This window comes from Peribacillus sp. CSMR9 (genome assembly GCF_033141925.1).
GTDB classification, from domain to species: domain Bacteria; phylum Bacillota; class Bacilli; order Bacillales; family DSM-1321; genus Peribacillus; species Peribacillus simplex_A.
On record NZ_JAOPHO010000008.1, the window covers coordinates 75,208 to 92,456 of the forward strand.

The following is a 17,249-nucleotide window of genomic DNA, read 5'->3' on the forward strand; positions in this document are numbered from 1 at the left end:
CCCTATAATACCCTTATTCTGCTCAGATACTCTTCAATTAAATGAAATCACGAGAACGTCAGAAGTCTGACCTCTCTACATTGTAAACGATTACCCTTGATTGAGACAAATAATATATTTCGAAATGAAACAAAGTGCCATCAGATGGTGCGAGAATCGTCTGCATCCATTTTGCAGCCCGGTCCATAAAAAAAAGGCTGCTCCCTTTAACTGTCTCGCAGTTAAATTCACAACCTTTCTATCATTCTACTATTTTTTTAAGCTCGCGGATGGAATTTTGAATATACATCCTTGATCCGTACGTTCGTAATATGTGTATAAATTTGAGTTGTCGAAATATCCGCATGACCCAGCATTTCTTGGACGGCACGTAAATCAGCCCCATTCATCAATAGATGTGTCGCGAAAGAATGACGCAGTGTATGTGGTGTAATTTCTTTTTCTATTTGTGCCGATTTTACAAGTTTTTTTAGAATTTTCCAAAATCCCTGTCTTGTCAGCCTGTTGCCATGATGATTCAAAAAAAGTGAATCAGTCCTGTGCTTGGTGCTGGCCAATCTCCCTCGAGCCCCTTCCATATAATGTTCAATGGCACTCAATGCCGTTTGCCCAATCGGAATGATCCTCTCTTTTTTTCCTTTCCCTACGCAACGGACAAAACCCATCGATCCATGGACATCCCCCACATCCATGGATATCAATTCACTGACACGCATACCTGTCGCATACATCAGTTCCAGCATCGCCTTATCGCGCAATCCGAATTCATCCAATATCTTCGGGGCTTCCAATAATGCTTCAACCTCTTCCATGCTTAATACTTTTGGAAGGCTTCGTTCCGGCTTTGGCGTTTCTATATGTATGGACGGATCCTGATCGGTTACCTTTTCCCTTAGAAGAAATTGATGAAAAGATCGAATGGAGGCAATATGGCGCGCTACCGTCTTCGATGATTTCCCTTGACCCTTCAAATGGACGAGAAAATGCAAGATGTTCACCCGCCGTGAATCATTCCAGTCGTTAATGGTTTCAACATCTTTCAGATAGCTCCAATATGATCTTAAGTCGCGCTCATAGGAAACGAGCGTATTCTTGGCAAGTCCTTTTTCAATGGTTAAAAAATGAATGAAATCCCTAATTTGATTCTCCATATTCATTACTCCCCGTTTAAATAAAACAACATTAAGCGTTCAAGCCATGCATCATCACCCGTATCAACTGCCTTTGATACTTTTACAGCCATACCTTTGGGCTCATCATAACGATGATAACTTTGATATTCCTGATTCAACCATACCATTCCTATATAAAAAAGAACAGTGAAGCTAACAAAGAGAATCATCACTTTAGCCGTATGCAAAACAAGCGATAAGGATGTTTTCATCATCTTTCCCCTCCCATTCGATCCTTTGTATCAATCTATGCCCAACAGGACAAGTTTTATACGTGTTTCGGCAAGGAGAAAGCAAAAACAGCCTTTACGTGAAAAAAATCATTCTTCATCCTGATATTTTTCTTGAGATGCCTCGCAATAGGTTTTTAGCCTTTTAAAAATGCAAAAAACCTTCTCCATCAAATGGAAAAGGTCCGACTTCATTCACCTTAATTTTCTTCTTTGCCATGACATCGATGGCAAATGCCATGAAAGGTTAATCTATGGTCTTTTATCTTGAAGTTCCAGTCGCGTTCCACAATGTCTTCTACGTCTTCAAGCAGGTCTTCTTGGATCTCATCTACCGCGCCACATTCCACACAAACAAGATGATGGTGGAAATGCGCAGCTCCTTCTTGTCTTAAATCATAACGGGAAACCCCGTCTCCAAAGTTAATTTTATCTACTATCTTCAATTCAGTCAGCAACTCTAGCGTACGGTAAACTGTTGCCAATCCAATTTCCGGCGACTTTTCTTTAACAAGGAGGTAAACGTCTTCTGCGCTTAAATGATCCTCTTCATGCTCAAGTAAAACGCGGACGGTCGCTTCTCGCTGAGGCGTTAATTTGTAGCTGGACGAGTGCAACTGCTTTTTTATCCTATCAATTCTATTTTCTATTTCCATACCTAATATTCCCTCCCGCGCCGCTATCTTATCCATTATATCAAAAGAGGGAAAACTGTCAAAATAGATTTCTTGTTAATGATAAAAAAAATTACGGGAAGGGCAATTTTCCATCAATTACCCAATAAGCTTACGACATTTTTCATTAAAGAAGGGGATAGGTACGCTTCAAATGCAGCAGCTGTTATCAAAAATAACCCCGACAAAACCAACGAGAAAATATACCGTGATATTATCGGCTTAAGCGGCTCACGGACCTGCTTAAGGAAAATCCGGCTGATCATTTTCATTGATAGTGAGACGGCAAGGACGGTTATCACGATGAATATCGGGACTATGAATATATTTTGGGGCAGAATGGCGACGAACGATAATAAGAACCCACTCCATCCCATTTGATTGACTAAAAAGCCGACTGTGAATCCAACAACCATTCCTTTTATAAATAACAAAACCAAGATGACCGGCAAACCTATGACCGATATTCCGAGAATCCAGATGACGCCGATATATTTTATATTATGCATAATACTTTGGCTGAACATATCATGCGAAGATGCAAATTCACCTTTGGAAACTTGTCCGAAAAATTGCGATAAATAATAGAACAAGTCCTCCTTTTGGGTAAAGCTCAAACTATTCACCAGTACTGCCCCAAAAATGACACCCATCAAAAAAAGCACGGTGATAAAGACATATAATGAGGAATGTTCGTTAATATGTTTCATTACGGCATTTTGTACGACAGATTTTTTTTTCATCTTTCATCCTCCCAACTCCGCTTACTAGAATCTATGTTTTCACTCTCTCATTTATGCTAAGAAAACTTTCCCATCAGCAGAACACCTTTAACTGTATTCGTGTTATAATTTTCCATATTAATTATATGGAGGCAGGATATGAAAGCTATATTAATGGATTTCCCAGAGAAGATTGAAACCCCTCGATTATATCTAAGGCCTTGTCAGCCTGGTGATGGCATTGACGTTTACGAAGCCATTGTCCATTCTAAATATGAATTGAAACAGTGGCTGCCCTTTGCCCATCAGGATGCCTCTTCGGAAACTTTAGAACGGAATGTTCTGAAGGCTTTTGCGGACTTTATTTTAAAAGAGGATATTAGACTTCATATTTATAGGAAAGAAGACGACCAATTCATCGGCTCCACTGGTCTGCATCGAATTAACTGGGATATCCCTAAATTTGAAATTGGCTATTGGATTGATACGAGGTACAGTAAACAAGGGTACATAACGGAAGCGATAGAGAAGTTAACCAAATTCGCTTTTTACCATTATGGTGCTAAGCGGGTCGAAATCCGCTGTGACCCTAAGAATATTGCCAGCAGACGGATTCCCGAGAAGCTAGGGTATACCTTTGAAGGAACTTTGCGGTATGACTGTCTAAGTGCAGATGGCAAGGAATTGCGGGACACCTCAATTTATGCAAAAACAACATACTAAAAAAAGTCCTGACAGTTAACCATCTCATCTGTCAGGACTTTTTTTCAGGTTAGCTTTCCTTTTTGACCTTTCCATACTTGCCTCCGCCCCCCACTTCAAAAGAAAGCGTCCCTTTCCTTGCAGAATCGATGTAGCCCGCCAATTTTTCAGGAACGATTTCCATGAGCTGTTCAAGCGTAACTTCATGAAGGATATTCATCTCGGTTCCAAATGCCACCAGCAGTTTTTCCATGGATTTAGGTCCAAGGCCTGGGATGAAATCAAGTGGTACTTGGTGGATATATGGCGGTCTTTCCCTCCCATATCTTCCGTTCTTTTTGAAAATGGAGAGTTCTTTGATCCGGGATGACACCCCTTTTATAATGGACTTATTACCACACTCAGGACATTTTTCACTATCCCTCAATACCTGGTGTAAACACCCTGAACATACGGTTTGATGATACTTTCCCAATAAGGGGTTCAAACCATAATTGACGGTTACTTTTCGATTTTCTTTTTCTTGAAGGGCTTTTGCCAACTCATTGAAACTTGGTTCTTCAAGCTGGATTTTTTGATATTCACGAGCGATTTTCCCAAGCGAATGCGCATCAGAATTTGTCACGAATACATAGGATTCCAACTCTTCGATATCCTTGACCATTTCTGTATCTGAACTTAAACCAAGTTCGATGGCATCAATTAGCTCCGGGTCTAATACTTCAGTCAGACTGGATCGCACCCCTTTCCCGTATAAGCTTTTAAATGGGGTGAAAACATGTGCCGGGATAAACAGGCCGCCCAATGACTTCACCATCTTTTGTAACGTTCTTCCATCACAATAAATCCTTTGCGAGCTTAATGTGATATTTTTAACATGGCCGCTCATCCATGATGAGAATTCCTTCATCGCTTTTAAAGTGGGAAAATAGGCGAGGACATGGATTGGTCCATTACAATTCTGATCATAAATTTCTATCTCCGAGCCTGGAATGATGGTTGTATTCTTGTATTGAAGACCGCCTTCAATCTTTTCCGTGATTTCGCCATCCTGAATTCCCGCTTCGATCTCTTCGATAATTTCAGGAGAATGGCAATCGATTATCCCGATTAGATCAAGGCCCTTCCTTTCACTTGCCACTTGCAGCACATTGCTGAAGGTTAACGTTTTAGCACCTGTTATTTTCACGGCCCTTCCGCTTCTCGTTCTGCCAATATGGATATGGAGGTCAGCGTAAAACTCTTTCATTTATGATGTCGCCTTTTTCAACATCAGATACTGAACGGCATATGCCGTTTTGGCATCCTGGATCTTCCCTTCAGCCATATAAGTTTGGGCTTCCTCCAACGTGAGTTCCATCATCTCGACAAATTCATCTTCATCCAGCGGGGCCGCATTTTCTTTCTTTTTCAAATTGTGGGCCACATACAGGTGAACCAATTCATCGGCGAAACCTGGGGATGTATAGAAGGATATGATGTGCTCCATTTTTTCGCATTCATAACCTGTCTCCTCTTCAAGCTCCCGTTTTGCCGATAGGACCGGTTCTTCGCCTTTTTCCAGCTTTCCTGCAGGGATTTCCACCAAACTTCTCTCCAGCGCTTTACGGTACTGTTCAACCATGATGATTTTATTTTCTGCCGTAAGAGCTATGATGGCAACTGCTCCCGGATGTTTCACTATTTCACGTTTACCCGTTTTCCCATCAGGAAGCTCTACATCATCCACTTGCAGGCTGATTACCTTTCCTGTGAAGATTTTTTCCGAAGACAGCGTTTTTTCTTCAAATTTTTTCATCCTGACCACTCCTTGTTCTAATTTCAGCATGATTCCTCATACATTTTACCATAATAGAGAGGGAGGGCGATTTAATGAAGGTTTACGTATTGGAAAAAAGCGTTACTTTATCCGGAAAGAGTTGGGAAATCATTCAAAAATTAAAACAATTGCAAAATCAATATGTCTATATCAATGATTGGATTGCCGACATACACCATCAGGTGCCACCCACTCCTTTAAAACGGATCAAGTGAATTCTTTGAGTGGAATGGATTTCTCCTTTACAATGAATGTAAAGGGAGTGGATAACATGAAAAAACGCAAACTAGGGAATTCAGAAATGCTAGTATCTGAAATCGGGCTCGGATGCATGTCATTGGGGACTGTTGAAAATCAGGCATCCGAAATCATACAGGCCGCTTTAGATGAAGGAATCAATTATTTTGATACTGCTGACTTATATGATTTCGGTATGAATGAAGAAATCGTCGGAAAGAATTTAAAATCGGTCCGCGATAAGGTATACATAGCCACCAAGGTTGGAAACCGTTGGAATGAAAATAAGGATGCCTGGAGCTGGGATCCATCTGGCGCTTATATTAAAACGGCAGTAAAAGATAGCTTAAAACGATTGGGCACTGATTATATCGACCTTTATCAGTTACATGGAGGCACCACTTCAGACAATATCGAAGAAACAGCAGAAGCATTTGAAGAGCTAAAAAAAGATGGATATATCCGATATTATGGAATTTCCTCAATTCGTCCGAATGTAATCAAGGAATTCACTGAAAAGTCTGAGCTTGATTCCGTTATGATGCAGTATAATCTACTCGATCGCCGCCCAGAAGAGTGGATATCCCTTTTGGCCAACAATCAGATAAGCATCATCGCCCGCGGGCCTCTTGCTAAAGGGCTGCTTAGTGAGAAAATGCTTAAAAAGGCAAACGAGGATGGATACCTTGACTATAGCTATCACGAACTTAAAGATTTGCTTCCGCAAATAAAGGACAAACTTTCTGATAGGAAGCTTAATGAAACGGCACTTCAATATGTTTTGTCCCATCAAAGCGTCGCTACCGTTATACCAGGCGCAAGCTCGGTACAGCAACTCCGGGAAAACTGCCAGGCCGCTAACAGCTCCTCACTGTCCAAAACCGAGCTTGATATCTTGAAGCAGTTGACCAAAGCGAACAAATATGAAAGTCACCGGGAATAAAAAATGATGAACTGAACTGATTGTTTCAAAGGACGTTTTGTAGGCTGCCTTACCTCGTTTAACCAACGGGAGGGGCAGCCTATTTCCGTTCCATCGTTTTATCGTTTACTTGGCCATACTGCTTCTGTACCGTTTTCAAGTTTCCCATCATTATTGTTTTTCAACTTTTTTCATTGCCATTCTATAAATGATGTTGTACAATTCAATTGTGCACAATCGAAAGATTAAATAGGGGGAAAAATGATGACAAAAACATTATTTACAACATCTGTAACAGTTGATGGCGGAAGAGAAGGAACGGCAATTTCTGCTGACGGCAACTTCACGGTTGATATTGCGATGCCTGGAACACCTAGGGCTAAACAGATGCCTGAAGCATCTAATCCGGAACAGCTTTTTGCAGCTGGATATGCTGCATGTTTTGATAGTGCTTTACAATCAGTTGGTAAAATTGAACGCGTTTCTTTCGATTCCAAAGTCACTGCAAGCGTCAGTCTTTTGATGGGTGAGATGCATCAGTACAGCTTGGCTGTAACTTTGGCTGTGAAGGGATCCGGGATTGATAAAGAGACATTTGAGACCCTTGTTCATAAAGCACATCAAATGTGTCCTTATTCAAAAGCAATCAACGGCAATGTGGACGTCGCCTTCGAAATAGAGGTAGATTAAATCCGACAAAAAGACGCTTGGGATTCCCAAGCGTCTTTTTGCTATAATTCCTGTAATGTTTTCAATAGTTGGATCAGCGAAGCTTTCAAATCTTCAACCACCCTCTTATCCTCACCCGATATAGCCGAAATGCGATCGGGAATGAAACAGGCCTCTTCCTGTAAACCAAGCCCCTTTTCCGTCAACTTAATCATGACAGACCGTTCATCTTCAATGGAACGTTCACGGACAATCAAGCCATTCTGCTCCATTCGTTTCAACATGGGGGTAAGCGTTCCTGAGTCGAGGGCAAGCAGCTCCCCTAGCTTTTTTACTGTAAGTGTATCCTGTTCCCATAGTAGAAGAAGAACGAGATATTGAGGATATGTCACTTCGAGTTTATCAAGCAGAGGTTTATATTTCTTCGTCATTTCCCTTGAACTTGCATATAGAAGGAAACATAATTGATTTTCCAACATTTTACTTTTCATCACATCACCAGCTAGTAGTAGTCCATCCGATATGAATGCATATCGAACTTATCTTAAATATAATCGTTATGCTTTATAAAATAAAGGAATATCAGTAAGGGGTGTTCCCCTATCCGTTTAGAATGGTTCTTCCTGTGGATGGGCTACACTGCCCCCTTTTTTCTTTATTTATAGTTCTTCCAGTTCATATCGCTTTCACCCAATAGCTCCTCGAATGATTTGTTCTTCTCCCGCTGCTTTCTTTCTTCGCGTTTTCTTTCTTCCTCCGCTGCCCTTTTCTCCTGTTCAGCCTCATTCAGTTCCTTTTGCTTTTGACGAAGCTGGGACATGATATCTTGATTGATCATATCACCAAGTTTCAATGATGATGAATCTTTATCTTGGTTTTTGCTTTGATTTTGATTTCGCGGCTGTTTCTTTTTCATCCTTAAAACCTCCTGGCCATTTATTTGAAATTATTATATCACGACTGCCGTTTTCCTCGTTATGGTTTTCAAACAGTGTTTTCCCATTTCCCTCATGGTAAAATAAAGAAAATCAACCGAGGAGGACCCTTCATGAAAAAATGGTGGTTTGCAATAGCTGGAATTCTAACCTATATCATCGGCGTCGGCATTTATTTTTCCAATCGGATCATGTACATGAAAAAGAAGGAAACCGATTATATCCAGAATCGTGAAATCATGGCTAAACGCCTGATCAGGGAGGATTTTGATAATCTGCCTAAAACGGAAATTTGGGTACCCTCACCATCCGGATATTCCTTGAAATGCTTGTTCATCGAACCGCATGACACCAATAAATGGGTGGTCATTTCTCATGGTGTGACGGAAAACAAAGTCAATTCGATTAAGTACATGAATATTTTTCTTAAGCGCGGCTTCAACGCCATCATTTATGACCACCGGCGGCACGGGGATTCTGGTGGCAAGACGAGCAGTTATGGACATTATGAAAAATTCGACCTGAAGGCCGTAATCGATGAATTGAAAAGACGTAAAGGTTCCGATCTTCATATTGGCATTCATGGAGAATCCATGGGGGCCGTAACCTTGCTTTTATATGCCGGAATGCTTGAAGATGGTGCTGATTTTTACATTGCCGACTGTCCATTTTCAAATTTCGAGGATCAGATCAAACACCAGCTCAAGCTTGAAATCCCATTTCCCTCTTGGACCGTGTTTCCGCTTGGGCGTACGTTCATCAAACTCCGTGATGGATATTGGACAAATGAAGTGTCCCCCATCGATTATATGAAAAACATCCGAAACCCTGTGCTCTTCATCCATAGTGAAAACGACAGCTTCATTCCCGCTTCCATGACAGCGGAATTATATGCAGCAAAAGAGGGCCCAAAGCAGCTGTACATCGCTAAAAAAGGGGCCCACGCTCAATCTTATAATGAAAATCCAAAAGAATATGAAAATCAAATCGATCAGTTTCTCAAACTTGTCTGAGCAGAAAAAGAGAGGGTATCCACGATTCCCTCTTTTCTAGTTAGATTTTATTAAAATAGCTCATCCTCGGATTTAAGATTTGATTCGGACTTTTTAATTGAAAGCTGTTCGCTTCCGGAACAAAGTCTATTTTCATGACTTCATCCAGAAAAATCATTTTTGATTTCTCAACATATAGGGGAATTCCGTTCGTTTCCGCTTTTTCGGTACCTTCTTCAGGTTCGTTGACCAGCCATAGCGCGGTCACACCACTTACCACGCAGCCACAGCCATCAGTATCATATTTCAACTGTAAATATCCTTCTTTTCCCTGAACCTTATCGGCTATTTTCTCAGCCGCTCTTTCCGTCCATTCAATATACATGATCCATGCCTCCCGATATCTTTGCATTCCCTATTATAAACGATAAAAATGTTTCTGTTAATGATACTGCTTCCTTCTGCAAGATCGCCCAGATTATCTTTTGCCCCGATGATCCCCTTTCACCAAGAAGAAAATACATTAAAAAGAACCGATATCGTTTCGAATATGAAAGGCTGTCCCTCGAGAACAGCCCTTCCGCTCATCATTCCATTATCCTTACATCCGCTATATCGGAAAGCTTGATATAGTGAGCCTGCTGAAAGCGATCGACGATATGAAGCTTTTGGGTGAGCTCATTATAATAATGGATCCTGCCGATTAACAGCTGATACCGGTTTCCTTCATAATGAGCGATCGTGACATCCTTTCTTTCCTCCATCGCTTCCCCCATTACCACATTCATTTCTTCCAGTTGCTGCTCATCAAGGATGCGCTTCGTTTCATGGCCATCCTCCACCACCCACTCCCGGAGCATCTTCACATGCTCCGGCAACATCATCGATGTCCATTTGATACGGCCGCGATCACGAATCATTCTTTTCCCTCCCTTCAAAGTCGACCTTACGCCTTATGTCCACCAAGCAGCCTGCTTCGGTAAACGGCTGTACCCGCTTCCGTATACGAAACTGCACGCAATAACGATTTGGGTCCATATTTATGGCGGATTCGATCAACCGTGTAACTCAATTCCCGCTTTTTCCAGCGCGAAGCATCAAATAAAGTCAGCTGCATTTCGTTATCATCCACAATATTCGAGAGTGTGACCGCTATGCTCCGAACCGTTTTTTGCTTATAGTTCTCATGAAAAAGCTCCAGGCAAACTTTATATAACTCCATCGTAATGTTAGTCGGTTCACTAATCGAACGCGAACGATGGAAACCTCCGCCAAACTCATCCTTGCTGTAACCAATGCTTAAGCTGACCGTCCTTCCTGCCTTGCGGTGGGTGCGTGCCCTTCTTCCAACCTCTTCGCAAATTTCCAGCATGACCTGCTTGACCTCATGCTCCTCCTTATAATCCCTTAGCAGGATTTGACTTTTGCCAAAGCTGACTTGCCCTTCGATGATTGTCGCCCCCATATCCGATAAATCGATTCCCCACGCATGGTGGTAAAGCTGATTGCCCATAATTCCGAACTTCGCTTCAAGTAATTCAAGATCATAATTGGCAAGCTGCCCGACCGTGAATATGCCCATTCCATGAAGGGTTTTTTCTACGCGCCTGCCGATTCCCCACATTTCACGAAGCGGGGCAATCGGCCAAAGTTTGTTCGGCACATCCTCATACTTCCATTCCGCAATCCCTTTATGCTTGGCTTCCAAATCAAGGCAAAGTTTTGCCATAAGCATGTTCGGACCAATTCCAATGGCACAGGGGAGCTGTAATTCCCGTTCGATTTCATCTTTTATCTTTTCAGCTATCACCTGGGCATCTCCCCATAAAGAAGCGGCACCATCGACTTTCACAAAACTTTCGTCCACACTATACACGTGAATCGCTTCTTTGGGCACATAACGGTTGAACAAGCGGGTGATTTCCGTCGAGACCCTTAAATAGGTCGCCATTTTGGGTTCAACGACGACAATCCTTGGATCATTCGGAATCTCAAACCTCCGCGAACCTGTCTTGATGCCAAATTCCTTCTTCATCTTTGGGGAAGCCGCAAGCACAATGCTCCCCGTCCTCTTCAAATCACCAACCACCGCCAGATAACAATCGAGTGGGTCCAGACCAAGCATGACCGCTGAACAGCTTGCATAAAAACTTTTCATATCGATACACATAATTGATTGTTTCGGCATTGTCCCATAATCCATCATTTCTTCACCCTAACAAGAATATACGTTCGCTTTTATTATATTCATAACTTTAACCGAATATACGTTCTTGTTCAATGGAAGTTTTCATACAATTTTCTACTTTTTAATGCAATTTCCTTTAAAAATATAATGAACCCTAAAAACGGATTAAATACCAATTTTAAACTGATTATCCATATAGTTTTTTTAAGAACAGATCAATTAGGAGCTTGAATAATCCAGAATGAGTCAAAAGGCTTAGTTTTTTAAATTTCCCTCACCGCTTTCAACAGTCTTTCGTCCATTTAATTTCAGTCTTACTACTCATTTTTTGTAATGAAACTGTAACCAAAATTATGTCTAATTGTCATAATGGTATTGTAGGATAATATTGTTAAGAATAAAAGAGAGATAGATAGAGAGGAAATGAAAATTATGAAGAAATGGATCGCTTCAGCTGCTGTTGCATCTGCCATGATGCTAACCCCACTGCAAGCCTTTGCAAATATCGGAGATCAAACCCTCAGACCCGGAATGACACATAGCGATGTCAAACAACTACAACAACTTTTAAAAACCAAAGGTTATTTCACATATTCAGGTTCACTGACTACATATTACGGCACGTATTCCACATCTGCAGTAAAAAAATTCCAAAAAGCTAAAGGATTAACTGCCGACGGAATTGCCGGCCGAGGCACATTTAATGCGCTTGGTGTTTATAATGTCAATAATACAAGCCTAATCAGCTATGCAAAAACCTTAATCGGCAAACCCTACAAATGGGGCGGGACAACACCAACTGGATTCGACTGTTCAGGCTACATTTATTATGTATTCCAGAAATCACAAGGAATTACCTTACCACGTACAACATCATTGCTCTATTCAAATACAGGGTTAAAAGTATCTTCACCATCTAAAGGTGATCTTGTATTCTTTGATACTTCTTCTGGAAGAACAGGAGTATCACATGTTGGGATCTATATCGGAAATGGTCAATTCATTAGTGCTACATCTTCAAAAGGAATAGCCATCGCGGATATGGATAATTCTTATTGGAAACCAAAATATTTAGGTGCGAAAACTTTATAAAATCCAGGACGTGAGCGGATTCCCATAAAATAACCGGACAGAATTCATAAATGAGTCAGTCCGGTTTTATTCATTTCTTTTATTTTATATATAGTATTTCATCCGTTAAATCCTCAACTGTCACCATGAATGAAGAATCTAAGTTGGAACGATTCATCATTTCGATATTATATACATGTTCTGAGGGCAAATGGCTGACCTCGAGAATCATGAATCGCTGACTTTCCGCTTTGCTGACATGATCGATGGCAGCAGTTACCGCCCTTTGTTCGGCTAAGCTTTTTGCATCCGTCAAAACAAGAATCAATTCCGCTTCCGCTTTCCCAGGAAATGTTTTCTTGACCCCGCCCCGGTGCCATGGTTTCACTTTCATCCCGATTTCCAGGTCAGCATAATCGAGATCATTCCCATGTTGATCTTGAATATATGTATCATTGGTCACCTTGTAGTACGTCCCTTTAACCAAAATCCTTTATCGTCAAGATCCGTAATGAAACCTTTTTCCCCCTTATCAATGGCCTCATGCATATTCCTATCAGAAGATTGACAGCTAGCCAGAATAAAGGCAACAATTATATATATATAAAGGTTTACGATCATCTTCATGAAAATCCCTCCTAAAAAATAGACGGTTTTCCCAATGAAATGGTTACCAATTTATTCAAATTTTTTCAAACAAAGGGGGAATGTCATTGGACATTCCCCTTTTGTTTTATCTATTGCTGACCTTATTCGCCTTGTAGCGCTATAGAAAGTCTGGCCTACTTTTTGAAGAATGCTTTTTTCCCTAAAGATTCGGTGATCTTTGGAAACATGTTATACCATTTCCCAGCTAAATTCATCCAGCCAGGGAGATTGATTTCCCTCTTATTGGTCAGCATCGCTGCTACGATTTTGGACGCGACATCTTCAGGGTTAAGCATGAATTTTTCAACATTCTTTAAATATGTCCCTGATTCATCCGCAATGTTAAAGAAATTCGTTTCTATGGGCCCAGGATTGACGGTGGTCACAAAAACATGATCTTCCATTAGCTCGAGCCGAAGTGCGTTTGAATAGCCAAGAACTGCGAACTTGGTCGAAGAATACAATGTTGATTTAGGAGTGGCAATTTTACCGGCCTGTGAAGCGATATTGATGATATGCCCCGATTTTCTCCGCTTCATATACGGAAGAACCAGCTTTGTGCAGGCCATTAATCCAATGACGTTAACAGCAAACATTGCTTTCGTTTCATTTAATTCCGTATCCTGCGCTTCTTTAAACGTGCCGAAACCGGCATTATTGACCAATACATCCACTTCACCTATTTGTTCATGGATGTCATTGAATACCCTTGTCACCTGATCAGTATCTGCAACGTCAAGCTTATAGGCATATGCGTCAATCCCATATTGGTTGATTAGTTCATTCTTTAGCTGTTGTAATTTATCCAGGCTTCTGGCCAAGAGGACGAGACGGCCTCCCTGCTTTGCACTTTGGATTGCAACTTCCTTGCCAATCCCTCCGGAAGCACCGGTAATAACAATAACTTTCCCTTGTAACTTATTCAAAAAAGTGAGCCTCCTTGAGAACATTAAGCGATTGAATACAGAATGACCCCTGATTGGATTTCTGTTTCGACTTCACCCAAATCTTCTAAATAATCCAGCTGACCAACCGTTTCCGAAAGTGTCAGGCCCACTTCCTGAAGGTAAACTTTCGGAAAAAGCTGCTGACATACTTCAAAGACCGATAAAGGTTTATCTTGAAGCATGCTTTTCACCTGCATGGCCCGGTTATGCTGCCGCTCGAATCTATATTGAATCAAGTCAGCAACCGCATCTCCTTCCACTTCAGTTCCATGTCCGGAGTATACAGTGGATATGGAAAAATCCAATAATTTCTGAAGTGATGCATTATATTGCAGTAACGGACGAGGCCTCTTACCGCCCAGAAGTAAAGGCGGTTCCATTAAAGGATTAGGTGAAATCTTAGCAAGCAAGTGATCACCCGCGATCATGACACCGTCACTTTCCCTGTAAAAGGATAAATGGCTTTGCGCATGCCCTGGAGTCTCGATCGCTTTCCAGCCTGGAAGACCAGGAAGCTCATCCCCCTCAGCCAAATATCCATGCAGCTTCCGTTGACTAAGGAAGCTGATTTCGTCGCGGTTATGGATCAGTTTATTTTTCAGCTCTTCTGCCACTCCAAACTTCGTGGCATAATCAAGAAAAAAACGATTATGGGTTTCAAGGAACTCATCACTGATAGTCAGCCAGCGCTGATTGTTTTTATGTCCATAAACAGGGATATCCTTTTCAAAGAAATCGAGTGCACCTGCATGATCAGGATGATGATGGGTTAAAATGATTTGTTCGATATCAGTCAGTTCCAGACCCAAATCACCAAGTCCATTAGTCAAGGCTTCCTTTGATCGTTTTGTTTTAACTCCAGTATCAATTAGCGTTAAAGCATCCCCTTTAACAACATAAACATTTACATCGCCCACTGCAAATGGCGTGGGCAATGCAAGTTTTGCGATATCTCCATTCCAATTCGCCATAATCTTTTCCACCTTAGAAATTATATTTATATAAATCTTTTTATACGCTAGACAGGATTTTTAGTACACTTATCAATAAAATGTAGGTATAATTACCATTTTACATGTATTTTTAATCACTGTCATTATTTTCACATAATTCATGTCTATTTTTTGTCGTCCATGCATATATTATCATTGACAGAGTACTGATATATCCTTCATAATCACAAGTAATTAAAGACGGATGGCTTTGATTAAGGCCAAGTAAATTTATTGATGGCGTAAAGAGAGTGAAGCTCGGAATGTGCTGAAAGGCTTCATCGCCCCCTCATTATTGAACCTACCTTATGAGCCTTCAGGAAAACCTGACGTAATTCCCGCGTTAGAGGAATCAAGTGCAGCTTTTCTGTTTATTTGTTATGGAAAAGTTGAACAAAGGTGGTACCACGGAAGCTAGACCTTTCGTCCTTTATTGGATGAGGGGTCTTTTTGTTTTTAAAAAAAGACCGAAAATTTAAAAGAAAAAGGAGCGAGAAATATGAAAAAAATCGCATTTATCGGGGCTGGATCAATGGCAGAAGCCATCATTTCGGGGCTGGTGACTCAACAGGTAATTGATCCAGCAAATATTTTTGTAACAAATAAATCCAATGATGACCGGTTAAATTATTTAAAGAAAGAATACGGTGTAACTGCCACAAGATCGCTGCAGCAATTAGTACAGAATGCAAACCTTGTCGTACTGGCGGTGAAACCGAAAGATATTTTAGAAACGATGCAATCAATAAAAGAATACATTCGCGAAGAAATGCTGTTCATTTCCGTGGTGGCCGGGGTTCATACAACAAGTTTGGAAGGAGTCGCCAACAAACAGTTCTCAATCGTCCGAGCCATGCCTAATACATCGGCAGCTGTAGGAAAATCAGCAACTGCCCTTGCGGCTAATGGTCACACGAAAGAATCGCAATTACAAACGGCGATTACCCTTTTTGAAACGGTAGGAACCGTAGCTGTCGTTGGCGAAGCCCAGCTAGATGCGGTAACAGGCTTATCAGGAAGCGGGCCGGCTTATATATATTACTTGGTCGAAGCATTGGAAAAATCAGCAGAAAAAATAGGTCTCGATTCCGAAACAGCGAAGCAATTGATTCTCCAGACACTGATGGGTGCGGCCGATATGTTACAGAAATCACCTAAAACGCCTGCCGTGCTAAGAAAGGAAGTAACTTCACCAGGCGGAACGACTGAAGCAGGTCTGAAAGCACTTCAAGCACATCAAGTGCAAGAAGCATTCATTGCCTGTGTACAAGAGGCGACTGAGCAATCGAAGCGAATGGGCAATCAAATAAGTAAAGAACTTGCCAAGCATGTAGTTTCACAGTAAAAGGCACATGATGATTACCAGCTGTTGACTAGCCACTCCCGTATAGGCAGTGGCAAGGCAACAGCCCTTTTTATGATCCAACTTCTGAAGGCATAGGGAAGGTCCATGTCTTTTGATTTTCCAGCCCTTCCGCAGTGCGCGTTACTTTATAATGAGCATATCCGTTTCATCAAAACTCCAATCCTTCGAATACGCAACCTCCCAATAGTAACCATCGGGGTCTGAAAAATATCCGCTGTATCCTCCCCAAATAACATCTTGAGGTGATTTCTCGATTATTCCCCCGGCCTTTTCAGCCTTGTTGATCACTTCATCCACTTCTTCTATTGATTTAGCATTATAAGCGAGCGTAAGCCCCGGGAAACCATGTTTCTTAGGCGGTGCTTTCTCATTAATGTCCTTTGCTAGCTCCTCTAAAGGATACAAAGCAAGTTTCGTTCCTGCATTATTAAAAAAAACGATTGCTGGTTCTTCCTCTTTTATCGATGTGCAAAATCCCAACCCATCCCGATAAAACCTTAAGGATTCATTGATATCCTTAACACCTAAAGTTATAAGGTTAATTCTGTTCATACTATTCCTCCTTTTTTCTTCTTCAAAGGGTAATTCGACATATGAATCATTTTCCCTTTATAGTTTGATTGACCATCAAGCCACACCATCACAAATGCTTCTTCTTAAATCTCCTAACAAGGCTCACCATTTGCCAAAACCGGCTCCAAGAGTATTCCTTCTCGGATCGGTCCTCATGCAAATTACGTAGGAAATCCACTTTCTTTGCCGAATGAATACTTGTTTTGTCATCTGTAAAGGAATTGCCTCATACTTATCGAATTCAACAACAAAAGGGGGAATCTCGATGAATACAAGTGCAGTTGCCCGGTTACTGAATGTTTCCCATAGTACGATTCAACGCTGGGTCACCCAATTGAACATGGAGGTAGAACGGAATCAGCTTGGCCACTATCAGTTTTCAGATGAAGA

At 41.3% G+C, this 17,249-nt stretch carries 24 protein-coding genes; 8 read left to right on the plus strand and 16 right to left on the minus strand.

The genetic code is table 11. From position 1 onward, the window contains the following. Positions 1-257: 257 nt before the first annotated feature. The 4 genes from xerD to spoIIM all read right to left on the minus strand — a co-directional run bounded on the left by xerD (position 258) and on the right by spoIIM (position 2,819). Positions 258-1,151 (minus strand): site-specific tyrosine recombinase XerD, encoded by an 894-nt coding sequence (xerD, locus tag N9I19_RS07170; RefSeq protein ID WP_317777351.1) that lies wholly within the window; start codon positions 1,149-1,151, stop codon positions 258-260. Positions 1,152-1,156: 5 nt separating this feature from the next. Continuing rightward, positions 1,157-1,387, minus strand: a complete 231-nt coding sequence (locus N9I19_RS07175; protein WP_375166215.1) for a YqzK family protein — start codon at positions 1,385-1,387, stop codon at positions 1,157-1,159. A gap of 215 nt (positions 1,388-1,602) precedes the next feature. After that, the gene (gene fur / locus N9I19_RS07180) at positions 1,603-2,052 is read right to left on the minus strand and encodes a ferric iron uptake transcriptional regulator (protein WP_262870300.1); all 450 of its coding nucleotides are present in this window, start codon (positions 2,050-2,052) and stop codon (positions 1,603-1,605) included. A gap of 119 nt (positions 2,053-2,171) precedes the next feature. Further along, positions 2,172-2,819: a stage II sporulation protein M gene (gene spoIIM / locus N9I19_RS07185; RefSeq protein WP_061463942.1), complete on the minus strand. Its 648-nt coding sequence runs from the start codon at positions 2,817-2,819 to the stop codon at positions 2,172-2,174. Between the two features lie 138 nt (positions 2,820-2,957). Between spoIIM and N9I19_RS07190 the strand changes: the two genes are divergently transcribed. After that, positions 2,958-3,521 (plus strand): GNAT family N-acetyltransferase, encoded by a 564-nt coding sequence (locus N9I19_RS07190; protein WP_089361450.1) that lies wholly within the window; start codon positions 2,958-2,960, stop codon positions 3,519-3,521. Positions 3,522-3,570: 49 nt separating this feature from the next. Here the strand turns inward: N9I19_RS07190 and N9I19_RS07195 are convergent, their stop codons facing one another. Together N9I19_RS07195 and N9I19_RS07200 are read right to left on the minus strand one after the other, a co-directional pair. After that, positions 3,571-4,749 carry an endonuclease Q family protein gene (locus N9I19_RS07195; RefSeq protein ID WP_317777352.1) on the minus strand — a complete coding sequence of 393 codons (1,179 nt, stop codon included), beginning with the start codon at positions 4,747-4,749 and terminating at the stop codon, positions 3,571-3,573. After that, on the minus strand, positions 4,750-5,298 hold the full coding sequence (locus N9I19_RS07200; protein ID WP_061463945.1) for an NUDIX hydrolase: 549 nt from the start codon (positions 5,296-5,298) through the stop codon (positions 4,750-4,752). 74 nt (positions 5,299-5,372) lie between these two features. Between N9I19_RS07200 and mciZ the strand changes: the two genes are divergently transcribed. From mciZ to N9I19_RS07215, 3 genes are all read left to right on the plus strand, one after another. Continuing rightward, positions 5,373-5,534, plus strand: a complete 162-nt coding sequence (gene mciZ / locus N9I19_RS07205) for a Z-ring formation inhibitor MciZ (protein ID WP_089361452.1) — start codon at positions 5,373-5,375, stop codon at positions 5,532-5,534. 56 nt (positions 5,535-5,590) lie between these two features. Further along, a complete protein-coding gene (locus tag N9I19_RS07210) occupies positions 5,591-6,499 on the plus strand; it encodes an aldo/keto reductase (RefSeq protein ID WP_317777353.1) in 909 nt (302 codons plus the stop codon). A 243-nt stretch (positions 6,500-6,742) separates the two neighbouring features. Next, the gene (locus tag N9I19_RS07215) at positions 6,743-7,168 is read left to right on the plus strand and encodes an Ohr family peroxiredoxin (protein WP_317777354.1); all 426 of its coding nucleotides are present in this window, start codon (positions 6,743-6,745) and stop codon (positions 7,166-7,168) included. Positions 7,169-7,209: 41 nt separating this feature from the next. Here the strand turns inward: N9I19_RS07215 and N9I19_RS07220 are convergent, their stop codons facing one another. Together N9I19_RS07220 and N9I19_RS07225 are read right to left on the minus strand one after the other, a co-directional pair. Further along, positions 7,210-7,638, minus strand: coding sequence for a MarR family winged helix-turn-helix transcriptional regulator (locus tag N9I19_RS07220; RefSeq protein ID WP_317777355.1), 429 nt, complete (start codon positions 7,636-7,638; stop codon positions 7,210-7,212). A 164-nt stretch (positions 7,639-7,802) separates the two neighbouring features. Beyond that, on the minus strand, positions 7,803-8,063 hold the full coding sequence (locus N9I19_RS07225; protein WP_061463949.1) for a YqkE family protein: 261 nt from the start codon (positions 8,061-8,063) through the stop codon (positions 7,803-7,805). A gap of 132 nt (positions 8,064-8,195) precedes the next feature. Here N9I19_RS07225 and N9I19_RS07230 point away from each other — a divergent pair, with 132 nt between their 5' ends. After that, the gene (locus N9I19_RS07230; RefSeq protein WP_317777356.1) at positions 8,196-9,095 is read left to right on the plus strand and encodes an alpha/beta hydrolase; all 900 of its coding nucleotides are present in this window, start codon (positions 8,196-8,198) and stop codon (positions 9,093-9,095) included. Positions 9,096-9,135: 40 nt separating this feature from the next. Here the strand turns inward: N9I19_RS07230 and N9I19_RS07235 are convergent, their stop codons facing one another. From N9I19_RS07235 to N9I19_RS07245, 3 genes are all read right to left on the minus strand, one after another. Next, entirely contained in the window at positions 9,136-9,459 is a 324-nt protein-coding gene (locus N9I19_RS07235; protein ID WP_089361456.1) for an iron-sulfur cluster biosynthesis family protein, read from the minus strand. Positions 9,460-9,661: 202 nt separating this feature from the next. After that, entirely contained in the window at positions 9,662-9,994 is a 333-nt protein-coding gene (locus N9I19_RS07240) for a YolD-like family protein (RefSeq protein WP_317777357.1), read from the minus strand. Between the two features lie 26 nt (positions 9,995-10,020). Continuing rightward, positions 10,021-11,280 carry a Y-family DNA polymerase gene (locus N9I19_RS07245; protein WP_284470272.1) on the minus strand — a complete coding sequence of 420 codons (1,260 nt, stop codon included), beginning with the start codon at positions 11,278-11,280 and terminating at the stop codon, positions 10,021-10,023. A 414-nt stretch (positions 11,281-11,694) separates the two neighbouring features. On the opposite strand from N9I19_RS07245, the gene N9I19_RS07250 reads away from it, so the two are divergent. Next, entirely contained in the window at positions 11,695-12,354 is a 660-nt protein-coding gene (locus N9I19_RS07250) for a C40 family peptidase (protein WP_061463954.1), read from the plus strand. Between the two features lie 79 nt (positions 12,355-12,433). Here the strand turns inward: N9I19_RS07250 and N9I19_RS07255 are convergent, their stop codons facing one another. From N9I19_RS07255 to N9I19_RS07270, 4 genes are all read right to left on the minus strand, one after another. Continuing rightward, positions 12,434-12,796 carry a hypothetical protein gene (locus N9I19_RS07255; protein ID WP_317777358.1) on the minus strand — a complete coding sequence of 121 codons (363 nt, stop codon included), beginning with the start codon at positions 12,794-12,796 and terminating at the stop codon, positions 12,434-12,436. Further along, a complete protein-coding gene (locus N9I19_RS07260) occupies positions 12,793-12,960 on the minus strand; it encodes a hypothetical protein (protein WP_317777359.1) in 168 nt (55 codons plus the stop codon). Before N9I19_RS07260 ends, N9I19_RS07255 begins: the two co-directional genes overlap by 4 nt. Positions 12,961-13,115: 155 nt before the next feature. Next, positions 13,116-13,907: an SDR family NAD(P)-dependent oxidoreductase gene (locus tag N9I19_RS07265; RefSeq protein WP_317777360.1), complete on the minus strand. Its 792-nt coding sequence runs from the start codon at positions 13,905-13,907 to the stop codon at positions 13,116-13,118. A 23-nt stretch (positions 13,908-13,930) separates the two neighbouring features. Continuing rightward, entirely contained in the window at positions 13,931-14,899 is a 969-nt protein-coding gene (locus N9I19_RS07270) for an MBL fold metallo-hydrolase (RefSeq protein WP_061463957.1), read from the minus strand. Positions 14,900-15,419: 520 nt separating this feature from the next. Here N9I19_RS07270 and proC point away from each other — a divergent pair. Next, complete coding sequence (gene proC, locus N9I19_RS07275; protein ID WP_289320092.1) at positions 15,420-16,265, plus strand: pyrroline-5-carboxylate reductase; 846 nt, start codon at positions 15,420-15,422, stop codon at positions 16,263-16,265. A gap of 141 nt (positions 16,266-16,406) precedes the next feature. On the opposite strand, the gene N9I19_RS07280 is transcribed toward proC, so the two are convergent. Then, positions 16,407-16,838: a VOC family protein gene (locus tag N9I19_RS07280; protein WP_289320091.1), complete on the minus strand. Its 432-nt coding sequence runs from the start codon at positions 16,836-16,838 to the stop codon at positions 16,407-16,409. Positions 16,839-17,124: 286 nt separating this feature from the next. On the opposite strand from N9I19_RS07280, the gene N9I19_RS07285 reads away from it, so the two are divergent. Further along, positions 17,125-17,249 (plus strand): MerR family transcriptional regulator (locus N9I19_RS07285; protein WP_317777363.1); only part of this gene is annotated, 125 nt, incomplete at its 3' end.

What these genes read in the sequence shown, in the direction of transcription:
- N9I19_RS07225 (WP_061463949.1), bottom strand. Translation starts at nt 8,063, where the DNA reads ATGAAAAAGAAACAGCCGCGAAATCAAAATCAAAGCAAAAACCAAGAT.
- N9I19_RS07250 (WP_061463954.1), top strand. Translation starts at nt 11,695, where the DNA reads ATGAAGAAATGGATCGCTTCAGCTGCTGTTGCATCTGCCATGATGCTA.
- spoIIM (WP_061463942.1), bottom strand. Translation starts at nt 2,819, where the DNA reads ATGAAAAAAAAATCTGTCGTACAAAATGCCGTAATGAAACATATTAAC.
- N9I19_RS07195 (WP_317777352.1), bottom strand. Translation starts at nt 4,749, where the DNA reads ATGAAAGAGTTTTACGCTGACCTCCATATCCATATTGGCAGAACGAGA.
- N9I19_RS07210 (WP_317777353.1), top strand. Translation starts at nt 5,591, where the DNA reads ATGAAAAAACGCAAACTAGGGAATTCAGAAATGCTAGTATCTGAAATC.
- N9I19_RS07260 (WP_317777359.1), bottom strand. Translation starts at nt 12,960, where the DNA reads ATGAAGATGATCGTAAACCTTTATATATATATAATTGTTGCCTTTATT.
- proC (WP_289320092.1), top strand. Translation starts at nt 15,420, where the DNA reads ATGAAAAAAATCGCATTTATCGGGGCTGGATCAATGGCAGAAGCCATC.
- N9I19_RS07200 (WP_061463945.1), bottom strand. Translation starts at nt 5,298, where the DNA reads ATGAAAAAATTTGAAGAAAAAACGCTGTCTTCGGAAAAAATCTTCACA.
- N9I19_RS07240 (WP_317777357.1), bottom strand. Translation starts at nt 9,994, where the DNA reads ATGATTCGTGATCGCGGCCGTATCAAATGGACATCGATGATGTTGCCG.
- xerD (WP_317777351.1), bottom strand. Translation starts at nt 1,151, where the DNA reads ATGGAGAATCAAATTAGGGATTTCATTCATTTTTTAACCATTGAAAAA.
- N9I19_RS07220 (WP_317777355.1), bottom strand. Translation starts at nt 7,638, where the DNA reads ATGAAAAGTAAAATGTTGGAAAATCAATTATGTTTCCTTCTATATGCA.
- N9I19_RS07230 (WP_317777356.1), top strand. Translation starts at nt 8,196, where the DNA reads ATGAAAAAATGGTGGTTTGCAATAGCTGGAATTCTAACCTATATCATC.
- N9I19_RS07280 (WP_289320091.1), bottom strand. Translation starts at nt 16,838, where the DNA reads ATGAACAGAATTAACCTTATAACTTTAGGTGTTAAGGATATCAATGAA.
- N9I19_RS07245 (WP_284470272.1), bottom strand. Translation starts at nt 11,280, where the DNA reads ATGATGGATTATGGGACAATGCCGAAACAATCAATTATGTGTATCGAT.
- N9I19_RS07215 (WP_317777354.1), top strand. Translation starts at nt 6,743, where the DNA reads ATGACAAAAACATTATTTACAACATCTGTAACAGTTGATGGCGGAAGA.
- N9I19_RS07270 (WP_061463957.1), bottom strand. Translation starts at nt 14,899, where the DNA reads ATGGCGAATTGGAATGGAGATATCGCAAAACTTGCATTGCCCACGCCA.
- N9I19_RS07175 (WP_375166215.1), bottom strand. Translation starts at nt 1,387, where the DNA reads ATGATGAAAACATCCTTATCGCTTGTTTTGCATACGGCTAAAGTGATG.
- N9I19_RS07190 (WP_089361450.1), top strand. Translation starts at nt 2,958, where the DNA reads ATGAAAGCTATATTAATGGATTTCCCAGAGAAGATTGAAACCCCTCGA.
- mciZ (WP_089361452.1), top strand. Translation starts at nt 5,373, where the DNA reads ATGAAGGTTTACGTATTGGAAAAAAGCGTTACTTTATCCGGAAAGAGT.
- N9I19_RS07235 (WP_089361456.1), bottom strand. Translation starts at nt 9,459, where the DNA reads ATGTATATTGAATGGACGGAAAGAGCGGCTGAGAAAATAGCCGATAAG.